This is a genomic window from Streptococcus sp. Marseille-Q4154 (genome assembly GCF_916700545.1).
Taxonomy (GTDB): domain Bacteria; phylum Bacillota; class Bacilli; order Lactobacillales; family Streptococcaceae; genus Streptococcus; species Streptococcus infantis_I.
The window spans coordinates 173,170-200,037 of the sequence record NZ_CAKAKN010000002.1 but is presented as its reverse complement, the minus strand read 5'-3'; the positions used below and the strand labels follow the sequence as shown (position 1 = coordinate 200,037).

27 protein-coding genes are annotated in these 26,868 nt (G+C 39.3%); 26 read left to right on the top strand and 1 reads right to left on the bottom strand.

Going from position 1 to position 26,868, the window contains the following annotated elements; genetic code table 11:
• The first annotated feature begins 22 nt into the window (after window positions 1-22).
• The 10 genes from glmM (at window position 23) to LG369_RS06100 (ending at window position 9,726) form a co-directional block, all read left to right on the top strand.
• Entirely contained in the window at window positions 23-1,372 is a 1,350-nt protein-coding gene (gene glmM / locus LG369_RS06145; protein ID WP_225750614.1) for a phosphoglucosamine mutase, read from the top strand.
• A gap of 66 nt (window positions 1,373-1,438) precedes the next feature.
• Window positions 1,439-1,813 (top strand): DUF1149 family protein, encoded by a 375-nt coding sequence (locus LG369_RS06140; RefSeq protein WP_004252208.1) that lies wholly within the window; start codon window positions 1,439-1,441, stop codon window positions 1,811-1,813.
• A gap of 4 nt (window positions 1,814-1,817) precedes the next feature.
• Window positions 1,818-2,666, top strand: a complete 849-nt coding sequence (locus LG369_RS06135; RefSeq protein ID WP_225750613.1) for a DegV family protein — start codon at window positions 1,818-1,820, stop codon at window positions 2,664-2,666.
• Window positions 2,667-2,828: 162 nt separating this feature from the next.
• Window positions 2,829-3,596 (top strand): 4-hydroxy-tetrahydrodipicolinate reductase, encoded by a 768-nt coding sequence (gene dapB / locus LG369_RS06130; RefSeq protein WP_225750612.1) that lies wholly within the window; start codon window positions 2,829-2,831, stop codon window positions 3,594-3,596.
• The gene (locus LG369_RS06125) at window positions 3,593-4,792 is read left to right on the top strand and encodes a CCA tRNA nucleotidyltransferase (RefSeq protein WP_225750611.1); all 1,200 of its coding nucleotides are present in this window, start codon (window positions 3,593-3,595) and stop codon (window positions 4,790-4,792) included. Before dapB ends, LG369_RS06125 begins: the two co-directional genes overlap by 4 nt.
• Window positions 4,789-6,657 carry an ABC-F family ATP-binding cassette domain-containing protein gene (locus LG369_RS06120; RefSeq protein WP_225750610.1) on the top strand — a complete coding sequence of 623 codons (1,869 nt, stop codon included), beginning with the start codon at window positions 4,789-4,791 and terminating at the stop codon, window positions 6,655-6,657. The genes LG369_RS06125 and LG369_RS06120 overlap by 4 nt, the downstream gene beginning before the upstream one ends.
• Window positions 6,657-7,250 carry a hypothetical protein gene (locus LG369_RS06115; RefSeq protein WP_225750609.1) on the top strand — a complete coding sequence of 198 codons (594 nt, stop codon included), beginning with the start codon at window positions 6,657-6,659 and terminating at the stop codon, window positions 7,248-7,250. Before LG369_RS06120 ends, LG369_RS06115 begins: the two co-directional genes overlap by 1 nt.
• 141 nt (window positions 7,251-7,391) lie before the next feature.
• Window positions 7,392-7,904 (top strand): adenine phosphoribosyltransferase, encoded by a 513-nt coding sequence (locus tag LG369_RS06110; RefSeq protein ID WP_001049312.1) that lies wholly within the window; start codon window positions 7,392-7,394, stop codon window positions 7,902-7,904.
• Between the two features lie 194 nt (window positions 7,905-8,098).
• Window positions 8,099-9,043, top strand: coding sequence for a homoserine O-acetyltransferase MetA (gene metA / locus LG369_RS06105; protein ID WP_225750608.1), 945 nt, complete (start codon window positions 8,099-8,101; stop codon window positions 9,041-9,043).
• Between the two features lie 8 nt (window positions 9,044-9,051).
• Window positions 9,052-9,726 carry a DnaD domain-containing protein gene (locus tag LG369_RS06100; RefSeq protein ID WP_004252223.1) on the top strand — a complete coding sequence of 225 codons (675 nt, stop codon included), beginning with the start codon at window positions 9,052-9,054 and terminating at the stop codon, window positions 9,724-9,726.
• Between the two features lie 46 nt (window positions 9,727-9,772).
• Here LG369_RS06100 and LG369_RS06095 read toward each other — a convergent pair whose 3' ends face one another.
• On the bottom strand, window positions 9,773-11,224 hold the full coding sequence (locus LG369_RS06095; protein WP_225750607.1) for an alpha-amylase: 1,452 nt from the start codon (window positions 11,222-11,224) through the stop codon (window positions 9,773-9,775).
• Between the two features lie 118 nt (window positions 11,225-11,342).
• Between LG369_RS06095 and LG369_RS08505 the strand changes: the two genes are divergently transcribed.
• The 16 genes from LG369_RS08505 to LG369_RS06020 all read left to right on the top strand — a co-directional run bounded on the left by LG369_RS08505 (window position 11,343) and on the right by LG369_RS06020 (window position 26,867).
• Window positions 11,343-11,471: a hypothetical protein gene (locus LG369_RS08505; protein WP_263973921.1), complete on the top strand. Its 129-nt coding sequence runs from the start codon at window positions 11,343-11,345 to the stop codon at window positions 11,469-11,471.
• Window positions 11,472-11,484: 13 nt separating this feature from the next.
• On the top strand, window positions 11,485-12,648 hold the full coding sequence (locus LG369_RS06090) for a class I SAM-dependent rRNA methyltransferase (protein ID WP_225750606.1): 1,164 nt from the start codon (window positions 11,485-11,487) through the stop codon (window positions 12,646-12,648).
• The gene (gene aroD / locus LG369_RS06085; RefSeq protein WP_016466646.1) at window positions 12,645-13,322 is read left to right on the top strand and encodes a type I 3-dehydroquinate dehydratase; all 678 of its coding nucleotides are present in this window, start codon (window positions 12,645-12,647) and stop codon (window positions 13,320-13,322) included. Before LG369_RS06090 ends, aroD begins: the two co-directional genes overlap by 4 nt.
• Window positions 13,312-14,166 carry a shikimate dehydrogenase gene (locus LG369_RS06080; RefSeq protein ID WP_225750605.1) on the top strand — a complete coding sequence of 285 codons (855 nt, stop codon included), beginning with the start codon at window positions 13,312-13,314 and terminating at the stop codon, window positions 14,164-14,166. The genes aroD and LG369_RS06080 overlap by 11 nt, the downstream gene beginning before the upstream one ends.
• An 18-nt stretch (window positions 14,167-14,184) precedes the next feature.
• Complete coding sequence (gene aroB / locus LG369_RS06075) at window positions 14,185-15,252, top strand: 3-dehydroquinate synthase (RefSeq protein WP_225750604.1); 1,068 nt, start codon at window positions 14,185-14,187, stop codon at window positions 15,250-15,252.
• A 9-nt stretch (window positions 15,253-15,261) separates the two neighbouring features.
• Window positions 15,262-16,428: a chorismate synthase gene (aroC, locus tag LG369_RS06070; RefSeq protein WP_225750603.1), complete on the top strand. Its 1,167-nt coding sequence runs from the start codon at window positions 15,262-15,264 to the stop codon at window positions 16,426-16,428.
• 9 nt (window positions 16,429-16,437) lie between these two features.
• The gene (locus tag LG369_RS06065; RefSeq protein ID WP_225750602.1) at window positions 16,438-17,541 is read left to right on the top strand and encodes a prephenate dehydrogenase; all 1,104 of its coding nucleotides are present in this window, start codon (window positions 16,438-16,440) and stop codon (window positions 17,539-17,541) included.
• Between the two features lie 11 nt (window positions 17,542-17,552).
• The gene (locus LG369_RS06060; RefSeq protein WP_225750601.1) at window positions 17,553-17,891 is read left to right on the top strand and encodes a YlbF/YmcA family competence regulator; all 339 of its coding nucleotides are present in this window, start codon (window positions 17,553-17,555) and stop codon (window positions 17,889-17,891) included.
• An 89-nt stretch (window positions 17,892-17,980) separates the two neighbouring features.
• Complete coding sequence (gene aroA, locus LG369_RS06055; RefSeq protein WP_225750600.1) at window positions 17,981-19,264, top strand: 3-phosphoshikimate 1-carboxyvinyltransferase; 1,284 nt, start codon at window positions 17,981-17,983, stop codon at window positions 19,262-19,264.
• Window positions 19,257-19,733 (top strand): shikimate kinase, encoded by a 477-nt coding sequence (locus LG369_RS06050; protein ID WP_225750599.1) that lies wholly within the window; start codon window positions 19,257-19,259, stop codon window positions 19,731-19,733. The genes aroA and LG369_RS06050 overlap by 8 nt, the downstream gene beginning before the upstream one ends.
• Complete coding sequence (gene pheA, locus LG369_RS06045) at window positions 19,730-20,578, top strand: prephenate dehydratase (RefSeq protein WP_225750598.1); 849 nt, start codon at window positions 19,730-19,732, stop codon at window positions 20,576-20,578. Before LG369_RS06050 ends, pheA begins: the two co-directional genes overlap by 4 nt.
• A complete protein-coding gene (locus tag LG369_RS06040; RefSeq protein WP_225750597.1) occupies window positions 20,575-21,894 on the top strand; it encodes an LCP family protein in 1,320 nt (439 codons plus the stop codon). The genes pheA and LG369_RS06040 overlap by 4 nt, the downstream gene beginning before the upstream one ends.
• 142 nt (window positions 21,895-22,036) lie before the next feature.
• On the top strand, window positions 22,037-22,882 hold the full coding sequence (locus tag LG369_RS06035) for a LicD family protein (RefSeq protein WP_225750596.1): 846 nt from the start codon (window positions 22,037-22,039) through the stop codon (window positions 22,880-22,882).
• The gene (locus tag LG369_RS06030; protein WP_225750595.1) at window positions 22,866-23,834 is read left to right on the top strand and encodes a glycosyltransferase family 2 protein; all 969 of its coding nucleotides are present in this window, start codon (window positions 22,866-22,868) and stop codon (window positions 23,832-23,834) included. Before LG369_RS06035 ends, LG369_RS06030 begins: the two co-directional genes overlap by 17 nt.
• A 20-nt stretch (window positions 23,835-23,854) precedes the next feature.
• Window positions 23,855-26,011, top strand: a complete 2,157-nt coding sequence (locus LG369_RS06025) for a LicD family protein (protein ID WP_225750594.1) — start codon at window positions 23,855-23,857, stop codon at window positions 26,009-26,011.
• Between the two features lie 43 nt (window positions 26,012-26,054).
• The gene (locus tag LG369_RS06020; protein WP_070677144.1) at window positions 26,055-26,867 is read left to right on the top strand and encodes a LicD family protein; all 813 of its coding nucleotides are present in this window, start codon (window positions 26,055-26,057) and stop codon (window positions 26,865-26,867) included.
• The last annotated feature ends 1 nt before the right edge of the window (window position 26,868 follow it).

The window sequence follows — 26,868 nt, the reverse complement described above, 5'->3', positions numbered from 1 at the left end:
ATACTAGAAAAGGAATGATAAAATGGGTAAATATTTTGGAACGGACGGAGTTCGTGGAGAAGCAAACGTAGAATTAACGCCAGAATTGGCCTTTAAATTGGGTCGCTTTGGAGGATATGTCCTCAGTCAACATGCGACAGAAGCGCCTAAGGTTTTTGTTGGACGCGATACACGTATTTCAGGGGAAATGTTAGAAGCAGCCTTGATTGCTGGTCTTCTTTCTGTGGGAATTCACGTTTATAAACTTGGTGTACTTGCTACGCCTGCAGTAGCATATTTGGTGAAAACTGAAGGAGCGAGCGCAGGTGTCATGATTTCAGCTAGCCACAACCCAGCCCTTGATAACGGGATTAAATTCTTTGGTGGAGATGGCTTTAAGCTAGACGATGAAAAAGAAGCAGAAATCGAAGCCTTGCTTGACGCCAGTGAAGATACTCTCCCACGTCCAAGTGCTGAAGGATTAGGTACTGTTGTTGATTACCCAGAAGGATTACGCAAGTATGAAGCCTACCTGGTTTCAACTGGAACAGGTCTTGAAGGGATGAAGGTAGCCTTGGATACTGCAAATGGAGCAGCCTCTACAAGTGCTCGTCAAATTTTTGCAGATTTGGGTGCTCAAATCACTGTCATTGGAGAAACTCCAGACGGTTTGAACATTAACTTGAATGTTGGTTCGACTCATCCAGAAGCTTTGCAAGAACTTGTAAAAGAAAGTCAATCTGCCATTGGTTTAGCCTTTGATGGGGACAGCGATCGTTTGATTGCAGTAGATGAAAATGGTGAGATTGTCGACGGTGATAAGATTATGTATATCATCGGTAAATACCTTTCTGAAAAAGGTCAATTGGCACAAAATACAATTGTAACAACAGTTATGTCCAACCTTGGTTTCCATAAAGCCTTGGATCGTGAAGGCATTAATAAAGCTGTCACTGCTGTTGGAGACCGCTATGTAGTTGAAGAAATGAGAAAATCAGGCTACAATCTCGGTGGAGAACAGTCAGGTCACGTTATCTTGATGGACTATAATACAACTGGTGATGGTCAACTTTCAGCAGTTCAATTGACTAAGATCATGCAAGAAACAGGGAAGAGCTTATCTCAATTGGCTTCAGAAGTAACAATTTACCCACAAAAATTGGTTAATATCCGTGTGGAAAATGCCATGAAAGACAAGGCCATGGAAGTACCAGCTATCAAGGCTATTATCGATAAGATGGAAGAAGAGATGGCAGGGAACGGACGTATTCTTGTTCGCCCAAGTGGAACTGAGCCACTCTTGCGTGTCATGGCTGAAGCACCAACAACTGAAGAAGTAGATTACTATGTGGATACCATTGCTGAAGTTGTGAAAGCAGAAATCGGAATTTAGGAAAGTTAGCAGAAAATAAGAAAATATGTTACAATGTCAAAGTAAATTGTAACCATGGAGAATATGATGAATTTAAAACGTGAACAAGAATTTGTAAGTCAGTATCACTTTGATGCGCGTAATTTTGAATGGGAAAATGAGAACGGAATTCCTGAAACAAAGGTTGATGTGAACTTCCAACTACTTCAACATGACCAAGAAAATCAGGTGACTTCTCTCGTAGTTGTTTTGAGCTTTATGATTGTCTTTGATAAATTTGTAATCAGTGGTACTATTTCTCAAGTCAACCACGTTGAAGGTCGTATCGTAGATCAACCAAGTGACTTTAGTCAAGAAGAAGTTGAGACGCTTGCTCGTCCTTCTTTGGATATGCTAAACCGTTTGACTTATGAAGTAACGGAAATTGCACTAGACTTACCAGGAATTAATTTGGAGTTTTAAAAAAATGAAATTAGCGGTCATAACAGACTCATCTGCTTTTCTACAAGCGGAAACCTTGCGGAAAGAAGATTTATTTGTGCTTGACATTCCTGTGAATATCGACGGACAGGAGTATGTTGAAGGTGTAAATCTAACCGCTCAAGAATTTTATGAAAAAATGGCTCGTTCATCTGAACTACCTAAAACAAGTCAACCAAGTATTGCAAAGTTGGATGAAATTTTATCATCATTAAAAGAAAAAGGCTATACTCATGTTTTGGGTCTCTTCCTTTCTTCTGGAATCTCAGGATTTCACCAGAATATCCAGTATATGACGGATGAGTTCGAAAGTCTAACCATTGCTTTTCCTGATACTCGAATTACAAGTGCACCACTAGGATTCATGGTGGAAAGTGTGTTTCAATGGTCTGAGCAGGGAGATGATTTCCAGTCTATACTAGACAAGTTAATAGAACAGATTGAAAATACTTCTGCCTTTATCATGGTAGATGACCTTGATCATCTGGTTAAAGGTGGTCGTTTATCAAATGGCGCAGCCATTTTAGGAAACCTTCTTAGCATTAAACCAATTCTATATTTCAATGACCAAGGTGTTATCGAAGTTTATGAGAAGGTTCGTACAGAGAAGAAAGCAACAAAACGTTTGGTTGAAATTGTCAAAGAAGTAACAAGTGATGGAAATTATCAGATTACTGTCATTCATGGGAATGCTCCTCAAAAAGCAGCTGATTTGCGTCAGCTTTTGTTAGACGGCGGAGTAGCTACAGACATTTCAATTGCAACCTTCGGTAGTGTTATTGGGACTCACCTTGGTGAAGGTAGTATCGCTCTGAGTTACACTCCAATTGTATAGTCTCGTAATGTGGGCAGCTAACGTCCTTTGTATCTTAGAATTGAACACGCCTGGAACCCTGTGTGAAAAAGATAGTTCTTCCAAGGAGAAGAAACTCCTTGATCAGAACTCCTATTTTCACTTTGTGTTCTTACAGGCTTTGTATCTTAGATAGGAGTAAAGATGAGTATTCGAGTGATTATTGCTGGTTTTAAGGGAAGAATGGGCCAATCTGCTTGTCAGATGGTTTTGTCTGATCCTGAACTTGAACTAGTAGCTGTTTTGGATCCTTTTGAGTCTGCATCTGAATGGCAAGGAATTCCAGTATTCAATGATAAAAATGACTTAGCAGGCTTTGATGCCCATGTTTGGGTAGACTTTACTACACCAGCTGTCGCCTATGAGAATACACGCTTTGCTCTTGAAAATGGCTTTGCTCCAGTAGTAGGAACGACAGGTTTCACCAGTCAAGAAATCGAAGAATTAAAAGAATTTTCACGTTCAAAAGATTTGGGTGGCTTGATTGCTCCTAACTTTGCCTTGGGTGCTGTCTTACTCATGCAGTTTGCAGCACAAGCAGCTAAATATTTCCCAAATGTGGAGATTATTGAACTTCACCATGATAAGAAAAAAGATGCGCCGAGCGGGACAGCTATCAAAACAGCTGAGTTGATGGCTGAAGTCCGAGAGTCTATTCAGCAAGGTGCGCCTGATGAGGAAGAACTCATTGCGGGAGCACGTGGGGCTAACTTTGATGGTATGCGTATCCACTCAGTTCGCTTGCCAGGTTTGGTAGCTCATCAAGAGGTCATTTTTGGAAATCAAGGAGAGGGATTGACTCTGCGTCATGACTCCTATGATCGTAGCTCCTTCATGACAGGGGTGAATTTGGGAATCAAAGAAGTTGTCAAGCGTCATGAGCTTGTCTATGGATTAGAACACTTACTATGAAATTAACAAAAATGCCTTCTGAATTTCAGAAGGCTTTACCAGTATTAGAAAAAATTAAAGAAGCAGGATTTGAGGCTTATTTTGTGGGTGGCTCTGTTAGGGATGCCCTACTCAATCGTCCCATCCATGATGTGGATATCGCGACTTCATCTTATCCTGAAGAGACTAAGCAGATTTTTCCACGCACAGCTGATATCGGCATTGAGCATGGGACCGTTTTGGTTTTAGATGGAGATGAAGAGTACGAAGTAACTACTTTTCGAACAGAGGATGTCTATGTAGACTATCGGAGACCAAGTTCTGTTTCTTTTGTTCGTTCACTCGAAGAAGATCTTAAACGCCGAGATTTCACAGTCAATGCCTTTGCCTTGGATGAGACAGGGGAAATCGTCGATTTATTTGATGGTCTCAAAGATTTAGAAAATCAGGTCCTGCGTGCAGTTGGTGTAGCTAGTGAACGTTTCAATGAAGATGCGCTACGCATCATGCGTGGCTTTCGTTTCCAAGCTAGTCTTGGTTTTGAACTCGAGCAAGAAACGTTTGAAGCGATGAAGGCCTTGACGCCACTCTTAGATAAAATCTCTGTGGAGCGCACCTTTGTCGAGTTTGATAAGCTTTTACTGGCTCCCTATTGGCGAGTAGGTTTATCATCTATGATTGAGAGTCAAGCTTATGATTATCTTCCAGATATGGTAGGCAGTCAGGAGAAACTCCAGTCTTTGTTTGATTTAGAAAAAGATTTTACTTTTGAATCTTCTGAGCAAGCTTGGGCAGCACTTTTATGGGTTTTAGAAGTGGAAGATGCTCAACAATTTTTGAAACATTGGAAGACTTCACGCCAATTTGCTAAGCAGGTACAGGATTTGCTGTCTATTTTGGCTCTTCGAGAAGAAGGGGAACTAGGTAACCGTGATTGTTACCGTTTTAATTTGGACTTGCTTCTACAAGCTGAAAATCTTCGCAGAGCTCAAGGGAAGGAAGTCAATCCACAAGCGATCACAGAAACCTACGAGAGCTTGACTATTCATGATAAGAAAGAGATGCAAATTAATGGTGGCATTCTCATCAAGGAATATGGCTATCATCCAGGTCCAGAATTAGGAGATGTTTTAGAGGAAATTGAGTACGCTATTGTGGATGGTAATCTAGATAATGAAGTGGAAGCCATTCATGCATACTTAAGGGAGAGAAAATGAGTGATTTTATCGTTGAAAAACTAAGTAAATCAGTTGGTGACAAGACCGTTTTTAAGGATATTTCTTTTATCATCCACGACTTAGATCGTATAGGACTCATTGGTGTCAATGGAACAGGAAAGACAACCCTTCTAGATGTGCTTTCAGGTGTTTCAGGTTTTGATGGCGATATTAGCCCTTTTTCAGCAAAGAGTGATTACAAGATTGGCTACCTGACTCAAAATCCCGATTTTGATGACAGCAAGACTGTCTTGGATACTGTTTTATCAAGTGATTTGAAAGAAATCCAGTTGATTCGGGAGTATGAACTGCTTATGCTCAACTACAGTGAGGACAAGCAGGCGCGTCTAGAACGGGTCATGGCGGAGATGGATTCTCTCCAAGCATGGGAAATTGAAAGTCAGGTCAAGACTGTTCTCAGTAAACTAGGTATTCAAGAATTATCAACTCCTGTTGGAGCTTTGTCGGGTGGTCTTCGTAGACGGGTTCAATTGGCGCAAGTGCTTTTAGGGAATCATGATCTCTTGCTTCTTGATGAGCCTACCAACCACTTGGATATTGCGACCATCGAGTGGCTGACACTTTTCTTGAAGAATTCCAAGAAGACCGTCCTCTTCATCACCCACGATCGTTATTTCCTAGATGCTCTTTCTACGCGAATTTTTGAATTGGATAGAGGTGGATTAACAGAGTATCAGGGGAATTATCAAGATTATGTCCGTCTTAAGGCTGAACAGGATGAGCGTGACGCAGCTCTTCTTCACAAAAAGGAACAACTTTACAAACAAGAATTAGCTTGGATGAGACGGCAACCTCAAGCTCGTGCAACCAAGCAACAGGCTCGTATCAATCGATTCCATGACTTGAAAAAGGAAGTTTCAAATACTAGCGTTGAGACAGACTTGAGCATGAATTTTGAAACTAGCCGTATCGGTAAAAAAGTTATCGAGTTTAAGGATGTTTCCTTTGCCTATGACGATAAACCGATTCTGAAACATTTTAATCTTTTGGTACAAGCCAAAGACCGTATCGGAATCGTCGGGGACAATGGTGTTGGGAAGTCAACCCTTCTTAACCTTATTGCAGGAAGACTTGAAGCGACTGAAGGACAAGTTATCATCGGTGAAACAGTTCGTATCGCTTATTTCTCTCAACAAATCGAAGGTTTAGATGAAAGTAAGCGGGTTATCAATTACCTGCAAGAAGTGGCAGAAGAGGTTAAGACTAGCGGTGGTACCACGACATCCATTGCAGAATTATTAGAACAATTTCTTTTCCCTCGTTCAACGCACGGCACCTTGATTGAGAAGCTGTCAGGTGGAGAGAAGAAGCGTCTGTACCTCCTCAAACTACTCCTTGAAAAACCCAATGTGCTTTTATTAGATGAACCAACAAATGACCTTGATATTGCAACCTTAACAGTTCTAGAAAATTTCTTGCAAGGTTTTGCAGGACCAGTCTTGACAGTTAGTCACGACCGCTATTTCCTTGATAAGGTAGCAACTAAGATTCTTGCTTTTGAAGACGGGACCATCCGTCCTTTCTTTGGCCATTATACAGATTATCTAGATGAAAAGGCCTTTGAAGCAGAAGCAGTAACACAAAGTCAAAAAGTTGAGAAGGAAAAAGTCGTTAAAGTCCGTGAAGAAAAGAAACGGATGACCTACCAAGAAAAGCAGGAGTGGGCAAGTATTGAAGGTGACATCGAAGCCTTGGAAAACAGCATTTCTTCTATAGAGGAAGAAATGCTAGCAAATGGTTCTGACTTTGGGAAACTAGCTACCCTTCAAAAAGAGTTAGACGAGAAAAATGAAGACTTGCTGGAAAAATATGAACGCTATGAATATTTAAGTGAGTTAATATAATGGAAGAAACAATTATTAAATGGAGTAGTAAGAAAATCGTTTTGAGCCTTATTCTTTACCTACTAGAATTGGCTCTTCTACTTTGGATTTTTTCGTTTTTGCTGAGCTATCCCGAAGAACCACCTATGGGATTGGTGGCTTTCATTCTCTTTATTGGTTTCTTAATCATCATCGTTGGCTTCATTTTGTATCAACGTTTGCGACTGCTTTTTTCTGATAAAGAGTATTTGAAATGTACGGCTCAAGGATTTTTCTATAAACCATATCCAAAGAAAGACTGGCAGTTTTATTCCTGGGGACAGGTAGAACAGTTTGCTCTCACGAGAATTAAGGGTAGTAGAAATGCAAGGGATTTTTATATGATTGAGGTTCGGTTTTATGACAAGGAACTTTTAAAATCCAACTCTTTCTGGAATCGTCTTCGAAGTAGATTTACAAGTTCAAAACATTCTAACGTTTTGAAAATCCCAATCTATTTGCTGGATGTTGGCTTACCAAAGAGAGTATTTGAAACCATGTCTTACTTTGAGCGAGAGTGGCGCATCCAACAGAATCGTCAACGGAATCAAACTTCTAAAAGCAAAAAGAAGTAAAGATTTCATTGAGCGAGCGAATCTCCGAATTTTATGAAGGGCTGAGGGGCTTTGGAAGGATATTCCAAGGCTTCTTTCTATTTTGCTTTTCTAGGAATTATGGTATAATAGGGAGTAAAAACTTTAAAAGAAAGAAACGCTATGAACTTAAAAGATTACATTGCAAGTATTGAAAATTATCCACAAGAAGGAATTACATTCCGTGATATCAGCCCTTTGATGGCTAACGGCAATGCCTACAGCTACGCTGTTCGTGAAATTGTTCAATATGCTACTGACAAAAAGATCGATATGATCGTAGGGCCAGAAGCGCGTGGATTTATCGTTGGATGTCCAGTCGCTTTTGAGTTGGGAATTGGTTTTGCACCTGTTCGTAAACCAGGGAAATTGCCACGCGAAGTCATTTCAGCTGACTACGAAAAAGAATATGGTGTTGATACTTTGACCATGCACGCAGATGCTATCAAACCAGGTCAACGTGTTCTTATTGTAGATGATCTCTTGGCAACAGGTGGTACTGTTAAAGCGACAATCGAAATGATTGAGAAATTAGGTGGTGTCGTAGCTGGTTGTGCCTTCTTGATTGAGCTTGACGAGCTAAAAGGTCGTGAGGCAATCGGAGATTACGATTATAAAGTTTTGATGCATTATTAATGAAAAACAGTCCCTAGGGCTGTTTTCTCTTAATGATGATATAAAAAAAGGCTATATCTAGTTAGAGAAAAACTATAATTGAAAACTATATCTTCTTACAGTATAATAAAGGGAAGAAGTGTCATCAGCTGGATTATTCCATTTGATGACAGTCAGGTTACTTGAGTCCAGTATGATACAGTTAGGAGATTTCCATGCCGATTCGAATTGATAAAAAATTACCAGCAGTTGAGATTTTACAAACAGAAAATATTTTCGTCATGGATGATCAACGGGCGGCTCATCAGGATATCCGACCCTTGAAAATTCTTATTTTAAATCTAATGCCACAAAAAATTGTAACAGAGACTCAACTCTTAAGACATTTGGCCAATACTCCTCTGCAGTTAGATATTGATTTCTTATATATGGAAAGTCACCAATCAAAAACAACTCGTTCTGAGCATATGGAGACTTTTTATAAGACCTTCTCGGAAGTCAAAGACCAGTATTTTGATGGCTTGATTATCACAGGGGCTCCAGTTGAGCACCTTCCATTTGAGGAGGTTGACTATTGGCAAGAGTTTACCCAAGTTATCGATTGGTCTAAGACTCATGTCTTTTCGACCTTGCATATTTGTTGGGGAGCACAGGCAGGTCTATACTATCGCTATGGCGTAGATAAATACCAGATGGACCAGAAACTTTCTGGGATTTATCCTCAAGATGTTTTGAAAGAAGGTCATCTCCTATTGAGAGGTTTTGATGATTTATATGTATCCCCTCATTCTCGCCATACAGAAGTTCACAAAGAAGATATCCTGAACAAAACAAATCTAGAGATTTTAGCATCAGGAAAAGAGGTGGGAATCTCTATCCTTGCGAGTCGAGATTTGAGAGAAGTCTATAGTTTTGGGCATTTAGAGTATGATCGCGATACGCTTGCAAAGGAATATTTCAGAGATCTAGATGCTGGTTTAGATCCACATATACCAGAAAATTATTTCAAAAATGATGACATTCATGAACTCCCATGTATGCGTTGGAGTTCATCTGCAGCTCTCTTCTTTAGTAACTGGGTAAATTATGCAGTTTACCAAGAAACGCCTTTTGAGTGGAAAAGTGTGGAAGATGATGTGTCTCATTTTGGATATTTATAAGAGGAATTATGACATATTTAGATGCTTTCAAATCAGGAAACTTAGTGTTACCGAGTGACCTGCTCTTACATTACAATCAACTGTTCTCGTCAAGCGATGATTTCTTGGTTTGGCAATTCTTTTACCTACAGAATACAACGGCTTTAGGTGAATTGTCTCCAAGTCAGATTGCTGAAAAAATCGGCAAAAATGTCACTGAAGTCAATCAGGCTATTTCACGATTGACTGAGAAAGGGTTGCTTCAATACCGAACCATTGAACTTAATGGCGAAATAGAAGTAATCTTCGATGCAACTCTTGCCTTGGAGCGCTTAGACCAACTGTTTGAAAAACAAGCTCCAAACCAGGTGCAATCTGCTCCAAATGACTTAAAGAGCTTGGTAGATACTTTCCAACAGGAACTAGGTCGTCTATTGAGCCCATTTGAAATTGAAGACTTGGAAAAGAGTTTGAAAGAAGACGGAACTAGTGCGGATTTGATAAAAGAAGCCTTACGAGAAGCTGTTTTGAATGGTAAACCAAATTGGAAATATATCCAAGCTATCCTACGAAATTGGCGTCATGAAGGAATTAGGAGTGTAGCCCAGGTAGAAGCGAAACGTCAGGAGAGAGAAGCAACCAACCCTCAAAATGTTCAGGTTTCATCTGATTTTAAAAATGCTATGGATCTATGGAAAGACTAATAATGAATAACAAAAGAACTTGCCTGCTTGGCAAGTTCTTTTATTTTTAATTAGCAAGTCCCCAAACACTTACAGAACGTTCAGCAACTGGGAAATCACCATATCCTTCAGCATTAATAGTCACTTGGTCTGAATGGTTGTCAAGTAAATCAACAAAAGTATGATCAGCCCATTCTGGACCTACAAAAATGGTTTTGTAATTCTCTTGAGCGTTTGAGATAAGAATGGCAAGAGGCGATTGGTTGTCAGCTCCAGAACGAACCCAACCGATACAATTAGGGTCATCAAAGTAGTCCGTCTGCTCTCCATAAGCCAAATCTTTTCGGATAGCTAGTAGACGGTCAAGAACTTCTTTAAAATCTTGCTGAGCATATTGACCAGAGATACCATAGTAGTCTCCGTAAAATACACATGGAAGCCCTTCTTGACGTAGGAGAATAAGGGCATAGGCTGCTGGTTTGAACCATTCTTCAACAGTAGATTCTAAAGCTTGTCCTCGTTGAGTATCATGGTTTTCGACAAAGGTTACAGCCTTATCTGGTTTGATTTGAACCAGACTATCATTAAAGATGGTACGCAAATCGTAGTCTGCACCAGCTTGGCTTGCTTCAAAGAGATTCATATGGAGTCGGACATCGACAAGATCAAAGCGCTCTTCAATCTTTTCGAGATAGTCAAGGTTGGCATCCTTATCTGGATTCCAGAATTCTCCAAAGACATAGAAGTCTTGTCCATATTTTTCTTTCATATCGCGAATAAAATTGCGCATAAAGAAGGAGTCGATATGCTTGACTGCATCTAAACGAAAACCAGCTACGCCAGTCGTTTCCATGAACCAATCAGCCCAATCATAGATATTTTGTATGACTTCTGGATGCTTAAAATCTAAGTCCGCATACATGAGGTAGTCATAGTTACCATTTTCGTTATCGACTAATTCTTCGTGGGCCCACCCCTTATTATCTCCCTGGATAAGGTAAATACCAGACTTCCGTCTTTTGGCATCATAGTCAGTTCCAGTGAAATGGTACCAGTGCCAGTGGAAATCATTGTAGGTGTTTTGTCTTCCATCAAAAGTAAAGTTTGTCCAACCATTGATGGTAAAAGGTTCTCCAAGTTCAATTGTGCGATCTTCTGGGTCGACTTCAATAACCTGGAAGGATTCTAAACGGTCTGCAGCTGCCTTGTGGTTTAAGACGACGTCAGCCATAGGTTGAATCCCATGTGATTTAAGTGTTTGAATGGCTTGAAGATAGTCTTCTTTGAAACCGTACTTGGTACGCACAGTTCCTTTTTGGTCAAACTCACCGAGGTCAAAAAGGTCATAGACACCATAACCGACATCTTTTTCGTTGGTAGCTTTAAAGGCAGGTGGCATCCAGACGTGGCTAATTCCTAGATTTGCAAGATGCTCAGCATCATCGGTAAGTCGCGTCCAGTGTTGTCCATCGTGGGGAAGGTACCACTCAAAATACTGCATTAGGGTTTGATTTTTCATAGATAGTCCTCATACTTAACAATTTGAGAATCATTTTACCACAAAGCAAGCAAATGCGCAAACGTTTGCGCTGAAAAATAGACCTCAGGATGTGAATGTCTATTTTTACAGTAATAAAATGAAATTTCTCAACACAAATGACCATTCTCATTTAGAAATCAATCAAGCAGAAACGAAAAGTTTGGATAGTTCCTATGACATCAATGGAGAAATCACTTTCTATTTTGTGAATTTTCAACAAATTTGATATAATTGTAACTATGAATAAAGTATTCGTCAGTCGGCGTGTCGAAAAAAAGCTCCGCAAAGGTCAGGTTCTTCTGGAAGAAGTTGATTTTCCAGACTTATCTGAAACTGATCAAGAAGTTGAACTTTTCAGCCAAAGCAATGAGTTTTTAGGAAAGGCTTATTTATCCCGACAAAATAAGGGGATTGGTTGGTTTGTAACCAACCAGAACATTTCTTTTAAACAAACCTTCTTTGAAAGTTTGTTTAAGCAAGCCAAACTAAAACGTTCTTCCTACTATCAAGATGAGTTTACAACTGCCTTTCGTTTGTTTAATCAAGAAGGTGATGGATTTGGTGGAATGACGCTGGATCTCTATGGAGATTATGTTGTCTTTTCTTGGTATAACTCCTATATCTATGGAATTCGCCAAGAGATTATAGCAGCCTTCTCTCAGGTATTCCCGGAAGTCTTAGGTGCCTATGAAAAGATTCGCTTTAAAGGTCTAGACTATGAGTCTGCTCATATCTATGGTCAAGAAGCAGCTGAATATTTCACTGTTCTCGAGAATGGAGTCTTATACCAAGTCTTTATGAATGATGGTCTTATGACAGGGATTTTCTTGGATCAGCATGAAGTTCGTGGGAGCTTAGTTGATGGTTTAGCAATGGGGAAAACCTTGCTTAATATGTTTTCCTATGCAGCGGCCTTCTCAGTTGCTGCAGCTATGGGGGGAGCTAGTGAAACAACCTCTGTAGACCTAGCCAAACGTTCAAGAGAACTATCAGAAGCTCATTTTCATGCAAACGGTTTGAATCTAGACAATCATCGACTGCTTGTCATGGATGTCTTTGAATATTTTAAATATGCTAAAAGAAAAGGTTTAAGCTATGACGTGATTGTTCTGGATCCGCCTAGCTTTGCCCGAAATAAAAAACAAACATTCTCTGTAGCTAAGGATTATCACAAGTTGATTTCCCAAAGCCTAGAGATTTTAAATCCAGGTGGAATCATTATTGCTAGTACTAATGCTGCTAATGTTTCCCGTCAAAAATTCACAGAACAAATCGACAAAGGATTTGCAGGTAGAAAGTATCAGGTCCTTCATAAATATGGACTTCCAGCAGACTTTGTCTACAATGAAAAAGATGAAAGTAGTAATTACCTCAAAGTGATTACCATGAAGGTTAGTAAATGAAATTAATTGTTTCTGTCATGCCAAGAAGTATAGAAGAGGCTCAGGCTATTGATGTTATGCGGTATCATGATGCAGATATCATTGAGTGGAGAGCAGACTTCTTACCCAAGGAAGCTATCTTGCAGGTAGCGCCAGCTATTTTTGAAAAATTTGCAGGTCGTGAGCTTGTTTTCACTTTACGTACTCGCGCCGAGGGTGGTCAAATTGAGCTCTCTTCAGAAGAGTATGTTCAAATTATCAAGGAAGTGGCACAGCTTTATCAACCAGATTATATTGATTTTGAGTATTTTAGCTACAAGGATGTTTTTGATCAGATGTTGGACTTTCCAAATCTCGTCTTGAGCTACCATAACTTCCAAGAGACACCTGAAAATCTAATGGAAATATTGTCTGAGTTAACAAGTTTAAATCCTAAAGTTGTGAAAATAGCTGTTATGGCTAATACAGAACAAGATGTATTGGATCTGATGAACTTTACACGTGGCTTTAAAACACTGAATCCTGAACAAGAATATGTAACGATTTCTATGGGAAAAGTGGGCAAGGTCTCTCGTATTACTTCAGATGTGACTGGTTCTAGTTGGTCTTTTGCAAGTCTAGATGAAGCTAGTGCACCAGGACAAATTTCACTATCTAGTATGAAAAAAATTAGGGAGCTTCTAAATGAAGATTGATGGCTACACACGTTTAGCAGCTGTAGTCGCAAATCCTATCAAACACTCCATTTCTCCCTTTATTCACAATAGCGCTTTTGAAGCAACCAATACCAGTGGTGTTTATCTTGCTTGGGAAGTAGATGCTACTGAACTAGCAGAAACAGTTGCTAATATTCGTCGCTACCAGATGTATGGAATCAATCTTTCCATGCCTTACAAGGAACAAGTGATTCCTTATCTGGACCAGTTGAGCGAAGAGGGTTGTTTAATTGGTGCAGTTAATACAGTTGTGAATCGAGAAGGAACATTAATTGGATATAACACAGATGGCAAGGGATTCTTTAAGAGCTTGCCTTCTTTTAAAATATCAAGGAAAAGACTGGTTTTGTTAGGAGCAGGCGGTGCAGCCAAGGCAATTTTGGCACAGGCAATCTTGGATGGAGTGAGTCAGATTTCTATCTTTGTTCGTTCTTCATCCATGGAAAAAACAAGACCTTACTTAGAAAAAATACAGAATGCGACTGGATTTAGAGTAGATTTATTTGCATTAGAGGATGTTCAAGATCTTCAAGACAGCATCACTCAAGCCGACCTCTTGGTTAATGCTACTAGTGTGGGCATGGATGGATCTTCTCAGCCGATCCCGACCAGCATCGTTTTACCAGAGAAGCTTTTGGTGGCAGATGTGATTTATCAACCCTTTGAAACACCGTTTTTAAAATGGGCAAAAAACCAGGGAAATCAATCTATCAATGGCCTTGGCATGCTGCTTTACCAAGCTGCTGAAGCTTTTGAGTTATGGACAGGCAAGGAAATGCCAACAGATCAAATCTGGGAATTATTAAAACAAAAGTACCAATAAAGAAAAAGGAGACCTGCTATGAAAATTAGAATAGACCTTCCACATCATCCCTACGATATTCAGATTGAAAAAGGATGCTTGTCTCAAGCAGGAAAATGGTTGCGAGAACTTTGGCAACCACAAAAAATTGTTATCATAACGGATAACCGTGTGGCTTCACTCTATGCAGAAAAGGTTAAATTGAGCTTAGAGGATGCTGGTTTCCAAGTGGCAGTTTTTGACTTCCTAGAGGGTGAAGAGCGAAAAAATTTAACCACGGTTCAAAAGGCTTATGAATTCTTGGTCAAACAGGATTTGACTCGTAGCGATGGAATTGTGGCTCTAGGTGGCGGTGTAGTTGGTGATTTGGCAGGCTTCGTGGCCTCTACCTATATGCGCGGTATTCACTTTGTCCAAATTCCGACTAGTTTGACGGCCCAGGTGGATTCTTCAATCGGTGGTAAGACAGGTGTGAATACACCTTTTGCCAAGAATATGGTGGGAACTTTTGCTCAGCCGGATGGCGTTTTGATTGACCCAACTGTTCTTGAAAGCTTAGGAAAGCGAGAGTTGATTGAAGGAATGGGTGAAGTCATCAAGTATGGCTTGATCGAAGATCCTGAGCTCTGGGACCTATTATCTAATTTGGATGGTTCTGTGGAAAGCATTTTGGAACATTCAGAGAGTTTGATTGAGCATTCTTGCCAGGTCAAGCGCAAGATGGTAGTTGAAGATGAGTTGGATAATGGCATTCGTTTATATCTCAACTTTGGTCACACAATTGGCCATGCTATTGAAGCAACTGCTGGTTATGGAAAAGTCATGCACGGTGAGGCAGTAGCTATGGGAATGGTTCAGGTCTCTAAGGTAGCCGAAGGCAAAGGACTCATGCCAGCTGGAATAACTCGGTCTATCCGAGAGATGTGTCAGAAGTTTGGTCTTCCTGTTGATTATGAAAACTGGGATGTTGACAAGCTCTATCAGGCTTTGACTCATGACAAAAAAGCGCGTGGCAATACCATGAAGTTAGTCTTGGTACCAGAACTTGGTTCAGCGATGATTCACCCAGTTTCTCTCGAAGAAATGAAAGATTACTTAGTAAAATAAGGAGAATGTATGAGATATTTAACAGCAGGAGAATCACATGGTCCTCGTCTGACAGCAATTATTGAAGGAATTCCAGCGGGACTGCCTTTGACTGCAGAAGATATCAATGAGGATCTCAAACGTCGCCAAGGCGGTTACGGTCGTGGTGGACGAATGAAGATTGAGACTGATCAGGTTGTCTTTACTTCTGGAGTTCGTCACGGAAAGACGACAGGGGCTCCTATCACCATGGATGTCATTAACAAGGATCATCAAAAATGGCTAGATATCATGTCTACCGAGGATATTGAGGACAAACTTAAAAGCAAACGAAAAATCACTCATCCGCGCCCAGGTCACGCAGATTTAGTTGGCGGGATTAAATACCGCTTTGATGACTTGCGAAATTCTTTGGAACGTTCATCTGCCCGTGAAACGACCATGCGGGTTGCAGTTGGAGCAGTAGCCAAGAGGCTTTTAGCTGAGCTTGATATCGAAATTGCTAACCATGTTGTTGTCTTTGGTGGTAAGGAAATCAATGTTCCAGAAAACTTAACAGTCTCAGAGATTAAGAAACTGACTGCCCAGTCTGAAATTTCTATCGTCAACCAAGAACGTGAGCAGGAGATTAAGGACTATATTGACCAGATTAAGCGAGATGGGGATACCATCGGAGGTGTTGTAGAAACAGTTGTCGGAGGTGTTCCGGTTGGTCTTGGTTCTTATGTCCAATGGGATCGTAAACTAGATGCAAGGCTAGCTCAAGCTGTTGTTTCTATCAATGCCTTTAAGGGTGTGGAGTTTGGTCTTGGTTTTAAAGCAGGTTCTCTCAAGGGTAGCCAAGTCATGGATGAAATCCTCTGGTCATCAGAAGATGGCTATACTCGTCGGACTAACAACCTTGGAGGTTTCGAAGGTGGTATGACTAACGGCCAACCGATTATCGTTCGTGGAGTTATGAAGCCAATTCCGACTCTCTACAAGCCCTTGATGAGTGTCGATATCGAAACCCACGAGCCTTATAAAGCAACAGTAGAGAGAAGTGATCCTACTGCTCTTCCAGCGGCAGGTGTCGTTATGGAGGCAGTCGTAGCAACGGTTTTGGCCCAGGAAATCTTAGAGAAATTCTCATCTGATAATCTAGAAGAATTAAAAGAAGCTGTTGCGAAACATCGGGAGTATACAAAGAATTATTAAGGAGTTCTTATGGCAAAAACCATCTATATCGCAGGCCTTGGTTTGATTGGTGCTTCCATGGCACTCGGAATCAAGCGGGATCATCCTGATTATGAAATTTTAGGATACAATCGTAGTCAAGCGTCTAGAGATATTGCCTTGGAGCGAGGGATGATTGATCGTGCGACGGATGATTTTGCCAGTTTTGCTCCACTTGCAGACGTCATCATTCTTACCCTGCCAATCAAGCAAACTATTGCCTTTATTAAGGAATTGGCCAACTTGGGATTGAAAGAAGGTGTCATTATTTCTGATGCTGGATCGACCAAGTCAGCTATTGTAACTACAGCAGAGAAGTATTTTGCTGATAAGTCTGTTCGCTTTGTTGGAGCTCATCCTATGGCAGGGAGCCATAAGACAGGAGCTGCCTCTGCAGATGTTAACCTCTTTGAAAATGCCTATTATATCTTCACGCCATCTAGTCTGACAACTCCGAATACGCTCGAAGAAATGAGAGACTTGCTGTCGGGCCTTCATGCTCGTTTCATTGAAATCGATGCTGAAGAGCATGACCGAGTGACTTCTCAGATTAGCCATTTTCCGCATATCTTAGCATCAGGCCTAATGGAACAAACTGCAAGTTATGCTGAAGAGCATGAAATGGTGCGACGCTTTGCGGCCGGTGGATTTCGAGATATGACTCGGATTGCCGAAAGTGAGCCTAGTATGTGGACTTCTATCCTCTTATCCAATCGGGATACCATTATAGAACGCATCGAGGACTTCAAGGGTCGTTTGGACGAGATTGGACAAGCTATCAGTAAGGGTGACGAAAACCAAATCTGGAATTTTTTCAATCAAGCGCGTGAGCAACGTCAAGCTATGGAAATCCATAAACGCGGTGGAGTAGATAGCTCATTTGACCTTTATGTAGATGTTCCCGATGAAGAAGATGTGATTTTACGCATCTTGGAATTGCTACGCGGAACTTCTTTGGTCAATATCCATATCAATGAGGAGAACCGTGAGGATGTTCACGGGATTCTGCAAATTTCCTTTAAGAATGCTCAGGATTTAAAACGTGCTGAGCAAGTCATTACAGAAAATACTGACTACACAGTCGTTATTAAATAAGGAGGACAATTATGTCAAATATTTATGATAGTGCAAATGCACTAAGTCGTGGACTACGCGAATTGCCTGAATACAAGGCAGTTAAAGAAGCTAGAGATGCCATCCAAGCCGATGCAGAAGCAAGCAAAATTTTTGCAGATTATATTGCTTTTCAACATGAAATCCAAATCATGGCACAAACTGGTCAAATTCCAGATGCTTCTTTCCAAGAAAAAATGGAAAATTTTGGCAAGCAGATTCAAGGCAACTCTCTTCTGTCAGAATTCTTTGCCAAACAGCAACAACTTTCTATCTACCTTTCTGATATTGAAAAAATTGTCTTTGAACCAATATCAGAACTTTTAAAATAAGAATTTACCTCATAAAGTCAGGAATTTTTAAGAAATTTCTGACTTTTTATGATAAAATAAGAAAAAGTATTGTCAGTATGAGGTCTAGTATGAAGTTAAAAACAACTATTAGCCACTTGAACGGCTCTATTCGCGTACCAGGAGATAAGTCCATCAGTCATCGCTCTATTATTTTTGGAAGCTTGGCTGAGGGTGAAACGAAGGTTTATGATATCCTACGTGGAGAAGATGTCTTATCAACTATGCAAGTTTTTCGTGACCTCGGCGTAGAGATTGAGGACAAGGATGGTGTCGTTACCATTCAAGGTGTTGGGATGGATGGATTGAAAGCACCTCAGAAAGCCCTGGATATGGGGAATTCTGGGACATCTATTCGTTTAATTTCAGGTGTCCTTGCTGGTGCAGACTTTGAAGTAGAGATGTTTGGAGACGATAGTCTTTCCAAGCGCCCTATGGATCGTGTAACTCTTCCCTTGAAAAAAATGGGAGTTAGCATTTCTGGTCAGACAGAGCGAGACTTGCCACCGTTGCACTTAAAAGGAACGAAAAACTTAAGACCTATTCGATACGAATTGCCAATTGCCTCTGCTCAAGTCAAGTCAGCCTTGATTTTTGCGGCTTTGCAGGCTCAAGGACAGTCAGTCATTATCGAAAAGGAGTGCACTCGTAATCACACAGAAGATATGCTCCAACAATTCGGAGGTGATTTGAGTGTCGATGGTAAGAAAATCACTGTTCAAGGACCACAGAAACTTAGTGGACAAACGGTTGTCGTACCAGGAGATATTTCTAGTGCAGCTTTTTGGTTGGTAGCAGGTTTGATTGTGCCAAATTCTCGAGTGGTACTTAAGAATGTCGGTATTAATGAAACACGTACAGGTATTATCGATGTTATCCGAGCTATGGGCGGGAAATTAGAGATTACTGATATGGATCCAATTGCCAAATCTGCAACCTTGACTGTTGAAACTTCAGATTTGAAGGGAACAGAGATTGGTGGAGCCTTGATTCCACGTTTAATTGATGAATTGCCGATTATCGCGCTCCTTGCTACCCAAGCTCAAGGTCAAACAGTTATCAAAGATGCAGAAGAACTAAAGGTCAAAGAAACGGATCGCATTCAAGTTGTCGCAGATGCTTTAAATAGCATGGGAGCAACTATTACTCCTACAACAGACGGAATGATTATCAAAGGGAAATCTGCCCTCCATGGAGCCAAAGTCAACACCTTTGGAGACCACCGTATCGGTATGATGACAGCCATTGCATCTCTCTTAGTTGCAGATGGAGAAGTTGAATTGGATCGAGCTGAAGCTATTAATACTAGCTATCCTAGCTTCTTTGATGATTTGGAGACTTTGATTCATGGCTAAGGTTTTACTAGGTTTTATGGGTTCAGGAAAAACTACTATTGCTAGAAAGCTGGATTCTGACTTCGTAGATATGGATGCATTGCTGGAAGACCGACTGGGGATGTCGATTGCTCGTTTCTTTGAAGAAAAAGGAGAAGTAGCCTTTCGCCAGCTAGAAGAAGAAGTCCTAGCTGACTTGCTAAAGACAGATAAAGTTATCTCCACAGGAGGAGGAATAGTCATTTCTCCTCGAAATCGTGCCTTGCTTAAGCAAAATCCAGACAACATCTACCTTAAAGCAGATTTTGAGACACTTTACCAGCGAATTTCAGCTGATAAGGACAATCAACGTCCACTATTTTTAAAGAATAGCAAGGAAGGTTTAGCTGCGATTTTTAACGAAAGACAGGCCTGGTATCAGGAAGTAGCTAGTAAAGTTATCGATGTGTCCAAGCTAAGCCCAGAGGAAATTATAGAGGAATTGACATGAAAATTGCCTATCTAGGTCCTAAAGGATCTTTTTCGCACCATGTGGTGCAGACGGCCTTTCCTCATGAGGAACTAGAGCCTTTTTCAAATATTACGGACGTTATCAAGGCCTATGAACAAGGTTTGGTAGACTATTCAGTAGTGCCAGTTGAAAATTCTATAGAAGGTAGTGTTCATGAGACCTTAGACTATCTTTTTCATCAAGCTCGTATTCAAGCTGTGGCGGAGATTGTGCAGCCAATTCATCAACAGTTGATGGCAGTGCCAGGGCAAGTTAAAATTGAGAAAATCTTTTCTCACCCACAAGCTTTGGCGCAGGGAAAGAAATTTATCGATGAGCATTATCCAGACGCTCAACTGGAGGTCACTGCCAGTACAGCCTACGCTGCGCGCTATGTTTCCGAGCATCCAGATCAGCCTTTTGCGGCCATTGCCCCCAAAAGTTCGGCTGGAGAATATGGTTTGGAATTAATTGCTCAAGATATTCAAGAGATGGAAGCCAATTTCACTCGCTTTTGGGTGTTAGGTCCCAAGGCACCGCAAATGCCCTTGAATGCAAATGCTAAGAAAATGAGTCTAGCATTGACCTTGCCAGAAAATCTTCCAGGAGCTTTATATAAGGCGCTTTCTACCTTTTCTTGGCGCGGGATTGACCTAACTAAGATTGAGAGTCGCCCCCTAAAAACAGCACTAGGTGAGTACTTTTTTATCATTGATGTGGACTATACTGATAAAGAATTGGTCCATTTTGCTCAAAAAGAATTAGAAACGATTGGGATCCACTATAAAGTACTAGGAGCTTACCCTATCTATACTATACAGGATAAAGGGAAGGAGAAGGAATGACTAGAGAAAATCCTCTGACACACCATGAGAAACTACGTTACGACTATCTATTAAAAAACATCCACTATCTAAATGATAAAGAAAACAGAGAGTTTGCTTTTTTACAAGCTAAGCTGGATGGTCAACAAGAAGCTCGTTCAGTTGTCGTAGAAGAAGCAGAAAACCAAGACTATACGGAACCTAACACAGGTCTTCCGAGTTATACTAATCGAAGTCGTGCTAGTCGACGTAGTAGTCTACCGCAACCAAAAGCTAAAATTCCTAAGCAGAAGAAACCAAAGAAAAAAAGAGTCTTTCGCTTTAAACGCATACTTGCTTGGTTAGGAATGCTGTTGCTTTGTGCTGCAGTAGGAATGATTTTCATGTTCTTGAAAGGTTTCCAGTCAGCCAATCCGAATGGTTCAATCGGGTCGAAAGATGCCAAGGCTGCCCAAGTTGAAGTCTTTAATGGACAGGATACAAGAGATGGTGTCAATATTCTTATCTTAGGAACAGATGGCCGTATTGGGCAGAATAGTGCAGAAACACGGACAGATTCTATTATGGTTCTGAATGTAAGTGGTAAAGATAAAAAACTTAAGCTTGTAAGTTTTATGCGAGATAACCTAGTTTATATTGATGGTTATAGCCAAGTTATTAACGGACAAAAACAAACTGACCACAAGTTGAACTTAGCCTACGAATTAGGTGAACAAGAAGGAAAACAAGGTGCTGAAATGGTGCGTAAGGTCCTTAAAGATAATTTTGACCTAGATATCAAATACTATGCTCTTGTAGATTTCCAAGCCTTTGCGACTGCTATTGACACGCTTTTCCCTGACGGGGTGACCATTGATGCTCAATTTTCAACCCTAAATGGAGTTCCAGTTACAGAAGCTACAGTTGGTGATGACTTGCATGCAACAGAGACAGAATCACCAACACAGACTATTAAAGTTGGAACGCAACAAATGAATGGTTCAACTCTTCTCAACTATGCACGTTTCCGCGATGATGATGAAGGGGACTATGGACGTACTCGTAGACAGCAACAAGTCATGACTGCTGTTTTACAGCAAATCAAAGATCCTACAAAACTTTTCACAGGTTCAGAAGCACTTGGTAAAGTATTCGCCATGACATCTACAAACCTTCCGTATACCTTCTTATTGACCAACGGTTTATCCGTCCTCGAAGGAGGTCAGAACGGTATTGAAAGACTAACAGTACCGGAACTTGGAGACTGGGTAGATGACTATGATGTCTATGGAGGCCAAGCCCTTCGAGTGGATCAAAAAGCTTATCAGAATAAGCTAGCCCAAATGGGATTTAGATGATAAAAACATTAAAATCAAAGCTTGAAACACCTCATTAAATGGGTGTCTCGGGCTTTGATTTTTCACATGGTTAGATGGATTTTTTGACCATTTTTATGGTATAATGAAATGATATAATTCTATAGAAGAGGATGAGAATGAGATGAGTGATTTAAAGGCAATTCAAGCCCGTAGCTTAGAGATGGCTGAATATTTTGTCGCCTTTTGTAAAGAACATGACTTGCTCTGTTATTTGTGTGGTGGTGGAGCAATTGGAGCTTTACGAAATAAAGGTTTTATCCCTTGGGATGATGATTTGGACTTTTTTATGCCACGAAAGGACTATGAAAAACTAGCAGAGTTATGGCCTCTATATGCGGATAAGCGTTACTTCCTATCAAAGAGTTCTAAAGACTATGTAGACCGTAACCTCTTTATCACCATTCGTGATAAGGAGACGACTTGTATCAAGCCTTATCAACAAGATTTGGACCTTCCCCACGGCTTGGCTTTGGATGTTCTTCCCTTGGACTACTACCCTAAAAATCCAGCAGAGCGCAAGAAACAAGTCCGCTGGGCTTTGATTTATTCTCTATTTTGTGCACAAACCATTCCAGAAAAGCATGGAGCTCTCATGAAGTGGGGTAGTACCATTTTACTAGGATTAACTCCTAAATCGCTTCGCTATCGTATCTGGAAAAAGGCTGAGAAAGAAATGACCAAGTATGGGCCAGCCGAAAGTGATGGCATTACAGAATTATGTTCAGGGCCAGGATACATGAAGAAAAAGTATCCAATTCAGGCCTTTGAAGACAACGTTTTCCTACCATTCGAGGGAACAGAAATGCCTATTCCGGTTGGTTATGACGCTTATCTTAGCACAGCTTTTGGTGACTATATGACACCACCGCCTGCAGACAAGCAAGTACCTCACCACGATGCCATAATAGCAGATATGGATAAGAGCTATACAGAATATAAGGGAGAATACAATGCAAGAAAAAATTAGTATCATTGTTCCTGTATACAACGTAGAAAATTATCTTGAACGATGTGTTGAGTCGATTTTAAAGCAGACTTATACCAATTTTGAATTGCTTCTTATTAATGATGGTTCGACAGACCAGAGTGGTGACTTGTGTGATCAGCTGGCTTCTAAAAATGAGAATATCAAGGTTTTTCATCTTGAGAATGCTGGAGTCTCCAATGCTAGAAATGTAGGTATTCAAAACTCAACCGGAGAATGGATAACTTTTGTTGATAGTGATGATTTTATTACGCCAGATTATTTGGAAACTTTGATAAGTGCAGTAAGATCAGATATTTCTGTTGGTTTCTCAGTTGCTCGTTTGCATCATGTAAAAAATGGACAAGTGACAGATTTGCCTGGTTTTTCAGGTCAAGAGTCAGTATGGTCTGCTGAGCAAACCATGAAAGAACTTTTGATGACTACTCGAACTTCTTTTTTCCCTGTTGCAAAATTATTTAAAAAGGAATTAATTGAAGATTTTAAATTTAGTACAGATTATCATTTAGCAGAAGATGCTCTATTCTTAACAGAAGTTTTGCTTGAAACAAAATGTAATAGTGTATTTATAGATAAACCAATATACTATTATGATCATAGAGAAGGGAGCGCAACTACATCTGTTAATTATCATGTTTTTGATACTATAGAAGTATATAAAATCATTATTCCTAAAGTTTATCAATGTTTCCCTCAATTAAAACCCGAATTAGTAAATAGAGAATCTTGGTCCTATATTACAGTCTACGATAAAATAATCTTCACAGATTCGACAGAATATAAAAAAGAGAAAACTCAATTGAGAAAGTGGATATTTAGTCATACCTCACAAATATTGAGAGATCCTTATTTTACTAGTTTTCGGAAAATAGCCATTTTGTCACTAAGAATTTCTCCATGGATTTATAGACAAATTGTAGGCTTGAATAAATAATGTTATTAAAGGAGTTGAAGATGAATTTTTCAAAAACGAATGAATGCTTTGAAAAATCAAAACTGTGGATTTCTTATCTTTTTATTTTCATTTCGATTTTAAGTATGAGTTCGCTAATTTATAAAGTAACCAATCCGATTTATAAGGGACTTTCAGCAGTTGTTGTTCTGTCAATTTGTTTAACTTTATTTTTTAATTGGAAACGAATAGAGATAGATAAGAAGTTTCTTACCCTATTTGGTCTTTTAGTGGGCAGTCACTTTTTATCAGCGCTCATTAATAGATCTGGACACCTGCTCGGAAATATGGTTGAAATTTTCTTTATGCTGGCTTATGTTTTATTATTTACCATGGTAAAACCTAACCAGCTAAGGAAGTTGTTAGGTATGATTGCAGGAACCATACAGATTGTCTCATTTGCTTCGGCTATATTTGCTTTTGCTTTATTACTTTCAAGAGTTTTAATTCTATTTCAGATTGGAGAGAACTCTTATTATTACGGAGTAATGAATGGCCGATTATGGGGACTTGTTAACCCTAACGCCAGTGCGATTTTCTCATACATTAGTATAGTTTTTGCTATGTATTTAATACATAAGGGAAGCAAATACTCTGTTTATCTTAAAATTAATAATATCATTCAGTTAGTTTATTTTGCAGCTATGCAGAGTAGGGGCGCACTTTTATCAGTTCTTCTAATGCTAGTATTCTATTGTGTTTTTATCGCTAGGGGAAAATTTGCCAAAAAATGGCTAACTTTTCTAGTAGCTAGTATCTTATTAACAGGTAGCAATATTGGTATTAGTTATTTAACATCGGTATATATTTCAGCGGCCAAGGCAACTGTAATTGACTTAAATAAAGGTGAATCTTATTCTGAAACTGATTCGGATGTTGCTAAGAAAAATGGGGAGCTTCACTTGATTGAAACAACTCCAAGTGGACGTACATATATTTGGAAAAATGCAATCAAAATGGGACGTGCAAAACCTCTATTTGGTTATGGTGTTCGAAACGTATCAGATTATTACACAAAATATTTTAGTAAATTTGAAATTAAAAACTCACTTATTGGAGGTAATTTCCACAATATCTTTGTTACCATTTTTGTGAGTTCTGGATTCTTGGGCCTCTTTTCTTTCATACTTATCATTGTTTATGTAGGTTTCCGCTTTGTTTCTTACTTGATTAAATCCAAGAAAAATACTGAAAAACTGATTATGATTCTATTCTTTGGAATTTTATTTGGTCAGTTGTTTGAGAGCCAAATTATGTATTCGACCAACTTCATCAACATCATTTTTTGGTTAGTTGTAGGATATGGTCTAATGATTTGTGAGAAAGAAAAAAATATTCGTTACAAAGAAGTAACTGATATTTCTGAAATTCAACAAATGGAGTTAGGAATCATGGAGTATATCCATGAAGTGTGTCATAAAATTGGTGTCAAATACTTCTTGTCCTATGGTAGTTTAATTGGTGCAGTTCGTCATAAAGGCTTTATTCCTTGGGACGATGACATGGATATTTGTATGCTTCGTGATGATTATGAAAAGCTGCAAGATTATATGATTGCACATCCAGACGAGCGCTATGAATTAATGTCTTATAAAAATAATGTCAATTATGTCTATCCATTTATGAAAGTTCAAGACAATCACACCTATTTGGTTGAAGAAGATGTTCGAATTGATTCAGATATGGGGATTTATGTTGATATTTTCCCCGTAGATGGTTATGAAGATGATCAGGCATTTAAGGACAAGATGACCAAGATTATTAAAAAGCGTCAATTAAGTTGTTACACTTTTAAAGGAATTACCAATACTAAAAGTGTAGTAAATTCAATTATCCGCTATATTTCTGTTATTATCTTTTATTTCACTAACACAAATAAGTATGTTTCCCAGATTGATGAATTGGCTAAATCTAGAAAAGTAGAAGATTATGAATTGGTGGACTATGTTGTCTATAAAGATATGAATAAGCCCGTTTGGAAACGTGAGTGGTTAGAACAAGTTGAAGCTGGTAGCTTTGAAGGTAAGAAATTTATGATTCCAAAACATTATCATGAAGTTTTAACTTCAGATTATGGAAATTATATGCAGTTACCACCAGTTGAGCAACAAGTTTCGCATCATGACTTCAAATTGTGGAAGATTACTGAAAACCAATAGATTATTATTTAAACAAAGAAGTAGAGATTAGGAGCGATAAATAATGTCTGAAAAAATCTTAAGCCTTGAAGAAATCAAGCAAATTGAGCTTGGAATTCTAGAATACTTACACCAAGTTTGTGAAAAACATGATATCAAATATTTTATCGATTTTGGCACTTTATTAGGTGCAGTTCGTCATAAAGGTTTTATTCCTTGGGATGATGATACAGACATTTCTTTAGCTAGAGATGAATTTGAAAAGTTATATGCAGTTCTAAAAAATGATAACCACCCATACTATAAGCTGATTTCTTTTAGAGAAACCAAGGGATATCCATATAGTTATATGCGAGTTTACGATATTCGAACACGGAGAGATTCGAATCTTTTAGATTCAAGTGTTGTTCTTGGAACTTGTGTAGATGTCTTCCCGTATGATGGTCTTGTTACAGATGAACAAGATCGTAAGAAAATGAAGCTCTATAAGCAATTAATTCGTCTATCGTCGTTAAACTTTAAGGGAATTAAATATGAAAACGGAGGAATTAAAAATCTTCCTCGTTATATTGCATCAGCAATATTTAGATTTTCTTCTCCTCAATTATGGAATCAAAAACTTGAACAACTTGCATTAAAATATAGTGTTGATAATTCTACAGACTTAGTTTGTTCAACTTATGACTCTTACTATCCAGCTGGTATTAAAAAAGAATGGTTGTATGATACAATTGATATGACGTATGAAAATCTAATTTTAAAAGTACCAAGAAGATACCATGAGGTTCTTGTCTATGAGTTTGGTGAAGATTATATGACCCCACCCCCTGTTGACCAACAGACACCAGGGAATGAAAACAATTATTGGATTGATTAAT